The organism is Ferruginibacter sp. (assembly GCF_031430955.1).
Taxonomy (GTDB): domain Bacteria; phylum Bacteroidota; class Bacteroidia; order Chitinophagales; family Chitinophagaceae; genus Ferruginibacter.
The window spans coordinates 1-3,659 of record NZ_JANPCM010000303.1; the positions used below are offsets into that span (position 1 = coordinate 1).

General features: G+C 34.0%; 4 protein-coding genes. 2 read left to right on the forward strand and 2 right to left on the reverse strand.

Annotated features, from left to right (window positions below; genetic code table 11):
- Positions 1 to 38 precede the first annotated feature (38 nt).
- Complete coding sequence (locus ACY65O_RS08510) at positions 39 to 473, reverse strand: LytR/AlgR family response regulator transcription factor (RefSeq protein WP_462220428.1); 435 nt, start codon at positions 471 to 473, stop codon at positions 39 to 41.
- A gap of 10 nt (positions 474 to 483) precedes the next feature.
- On the reverse strand, positions 484 to 858 hold the full coding sequence (locus tag ACY65O_RS08515; RefSeq protein ID WP_462220429.1) for an Hpt domain-containing protein: 375 nt from the start codon (positions 856 to 858) through the stop codon (positions 484 to 486).
- 166 nt (positions 859 to 1,024) lie between these two features.
- On the opposite strand from ACY65O_RS08515, the gene ACY65O_RS08520 reads away from it, so the two are divergent.
- Positions 1,025 to 2,836: a response regulator gene (locus ACY65O_RS08520; protein WP_462220430.1), complete on the forward strand. Its 1,812-nt coding sequence runs from the start codon at positions 1,025 to 1,027 to the stop codon at positions 2,834 to 2,836.
- Positions 2,837 to 3,049: 213 nt separating this feature from the next.
- Positions 3,050 to 3,659, forward strand: a 610-nt coding sequence (locus ACY65O_RS08525; RefSeq protein ID WP_462220431.1) for a pyruvate dehydrogenase complex E1 component subunit beta, incomplete at its 3' end; no start/stop codon positions are given.

Genomic DNA, 3,659 nt, shown 5'->3' on the forward strand with positions numbered 1-3,659 from the left:
AGAAATTTTTATAAAATCGGATGGGAAATTAACAAGGCTTAATTTTCAGGAAATTTTATATAAATTTCTTCCAGGTTAATAGCAGGTATTTTTAAAACAGGCTGTAATCTTTTTTCAATTAACGATTCGGTAATTTTAATAACGGCTTCCTGAAAACGGTTAAAGGTTACGGGTTTTTTTAAAAAATCGGTAACCCCATACTCAAAAGCATTAAAAGCATGGTCAGTTTTTGAAGTAGTAAGAATTACTTTGGGCATGTAGGATAACTGATCCAGTAGCTGAAACCCACTAACGTTTGGCATTTCCACATCTAAAAATAAAATATCAATTTCATTTTTTTGTAAATAATCCAATGCTGTTACCGCATCTTCAAATGTTCCAGACAGCTGCAGATTGCCATTTTTTTCGCAGTAGCGCTCTAAAAAATTCCTTGCCATTGGCTCATCATCAACAATAATTACTTTCAGTTTCATAAGATTAGGATTAAGTTTTCATTCGTTCAAGTTCATTTTGAATAACAGGGATTATTTCTTCTAAACTATTTTTAAACTCCTGGTACAAATTTTCAACCTTATTTAAATCACCTTCATCATCACACATGCTTTCAATTGCAGCGGCTTTAGCACTAATTGCTGTTAACCCTACATAGCTAAAAGTGGGCTTTGCCTTGTGCACCTTTTGCCTGAAACCTTTAACATCACCAGCTATAAAATCTTCTTCTATTTCTTTAAGGTGCTGCGGATACTTATTTAAAAAAAAATCAAAACTCATTGCCGCATTTTCAATATCATCCTCATATAAACTATGTAAAAATCCGGCATCAAGCCTTTGGTCAAATTCAAATATTTTATTTTCCATCTGGTTATTTTAGGTTTTCTAGCAGGGGCCACATACAATAACGAACAAATCATCAAAATAATATGTGCAGGGCAAAATCAATTTTTGCCTTTCAAATAAAATATTTATTCAATAAATCGCATAATTGTGCGTTATATTAATACGATCCTTTAAATCAAACTTAATTTTGTCGGCTATTTATAATTCAAATATTGCCCGTGTATTCTTAAAATACAATGCTGAAAACAAGCATCCATCCAGGGAAAACGGATTTGCCCTGGCCAGTGCATTATTTATAGTGGCGGCAATGATATTGTCTCTATGTATAATCGTTTATCACAATGCATTACTAAGTACTCTCTTTATATTTTTTATTATTGTTACGGTAATTTTATCGTTATTGCTTACCAGGTATATTTTTACCGGATTTGCACCTAAAATTCTAACAAAAGAAAAATTAAATTACAGCCAGGCATTTTTTCAATCTACCCTTGATGCCTGTATAATTTTTGATAAAGAAACCAAAGAAATTATTGAATGTAACAAACGGGCAGTTGCACTTTTTGATGTGGCTGATGAGATTAGTATAAAAGGCCTTTATCTTTCTCAATTAATGATACGTTACCTTAGCGACAGCAGTATTAATTTGGAATTATTGATGAACGATATTCCGAATGGGTGGCATGGTGAAGCAAATTTTAGAACACAACGTAAAACTGAGTTTGAAGCATATGTAAGCAGCATAAATTATTTTACAGATGAAAAGGAATACCAGCTATTAATGATAAGGGATATCAGCAGCTTTAAAATGGCGGGGAAAGAATTAGCTTCCAGTAAAGAAAAATTTGAAAATTCTGCAAAAGTTAAAACCCGTTTTCTGGCTGGTATGAGCCACGAATTAAGAACGCCTTTAAATGGTATTATTGGTACGGCAAACTTAATATTAGCAGAAAAAAATCTATCAGAAACGGTTAAAGCAAATGCTAATCTTCAACTTTATTCATCGGAACACATGCTAAGCATTATTAACGATATTTTGGATTACAGTAAGATTGATGAAGGAAAAATGGAAGTCAATAACCAATCATTTAATTTATTAAAAGCACTGCAGGCAGTTGTACAATTTTTTGAAAACCAGTTTGAGAAAAGAAATATAGAACTGGTATTTAAACATGGCCCTCAGCTTAAAAATATTAATATAATAAGCGATGAAGTAAAATTAAGGCAGGTGCTGAACAATCTTATATCGAATGCTTTAAAATTTACAATACAGGGCAAGGTTACGTTAACCGTTTTAATTGATGATGAAACCACCGATGAAGTCTCCATATCTTTTATAGTAAAGGATACTGGTATTGGTATAAAAAAAGAACAACAGGTTGAAATTTTTGAAAGCTTTGCACAGGTACATGCTAATGATTTAAAAAGAAGGTTTGGAGGCACAGGGCTTGGGCTTACCATAAGTGAAAAACTGGTAAACTTATTTGGAGGAACTATTGTGGTAGAAAGCGATCTTGGTCATGGTGCAAGTTTTGGTTTTACACTTTTGTTTAAAAAAGATTTAAAACTGCAACAGCAAATAATAAATGTAGAAAACTACAGATCGCAGGCAGATATACGTGGCGTAAGAATTTTGGTGGTAGAGGATAATGAAATTAATGCCTCTGTTTTAAACATGTTTTTAAAAAAATGGGGGATAAGAACAAAAGAAGCAGGCAATGGTTTACATGCAATAGAATTACTAAAATTTCATCAGTTCGATTTAATTTTAATGGACCTTGAAATGCCTGAAATGAATGGCTATGCTGCCACTAAAATTATACGAGAAAGCGATGCTTCAATTCCTATTATAGCTTTTACCGCCACTTTGCTTGACGATATGGATAACCTCATTAGCAAAGAGGGCTTTAACGATTACATTTTAAAACCTTTCAGGCCTGCCGATTTAAAAAGTATTATCGAAAAATTTGCTCCTAACAGAAAAATAGAATACGTTTAATGATTGGTTTATCACTATATTAATTCCTGTATCCTTCGTAAAATAAACTGCTTTCTTACTTTTTTTTGCATCTTCCCCACAGTTTCAATAACAATTTGCTTATCTGCCCCCGATAGAATAAATTTGCAATCTTTATAAATTACAGGTACAGATTTACGGTTACTATTTAAACCCGTTAAACTAATAAACCAATTAACCAATTAACCAATAATTATGCGTCAAATAGCATTAAGGGAAGCATTACGGGAAGCCATGCAGGAAGAAATGAGGAGAGATGAAACCGTTTTTTTAATGGGAGAGGAAGTGGCAGAATACAACGGCGCTTATAAAGTAAGCCAGGGAATGCTGGATGAATTTGGTGAAAAAAGAATAATTGATACACCTATTGCAGAGCTTGGTTTTGCAGGTATAGCCGTTGGTGCCGCTCAAAATGGCCTTCGCCCAATCGTTGAGTTTATGACCTGGAACTTTGCCGTACTGCCTTTAGATCAAATTTTAAATACCGCTTCTAAAATGCTGGCAATGAGTGGCGGACAGGTTGGCTGCCCCATAGTTTTTCGTGGCCCGGGTGGAAGTGCAGGTCAACTTGGTGCACAACATTCCACCGCTTTTGAATCTTTATACGCAAATATTCCCGGGTTAAAAGTTATAAGTGTTGCAACACCTTACGAAGCAAAAGGATTATTAAAAGCTGCTATTCGTGACGATGACCCGGTTATATTTATGGAGTGTGAAGTTGGTTATGGCGATAAAGGAGATGTACCGGAAGAAGAATATGTTTTGCCGATTGGAAAAGCGTTTATTAAAAGAGAGGGTAAAGATG

Bases quoted from the DNA above. Each gene is read 5' to 3' on its own strand.
- ACY65O_RS08510 (WP_462220428.1), bottom strand. From the start codon at position 473: ATGAAACTGAAAGTAATTATTGTTGATGATGAGCCAATGGCAAGGAAT.
- ACY65O_RS08515 (WP_462220429.1), bottom strand. From the start codon at position 858: ATGGAAAATAAAATATTTGAATTTGACCAAAGGCTTGATGCCGGATTT.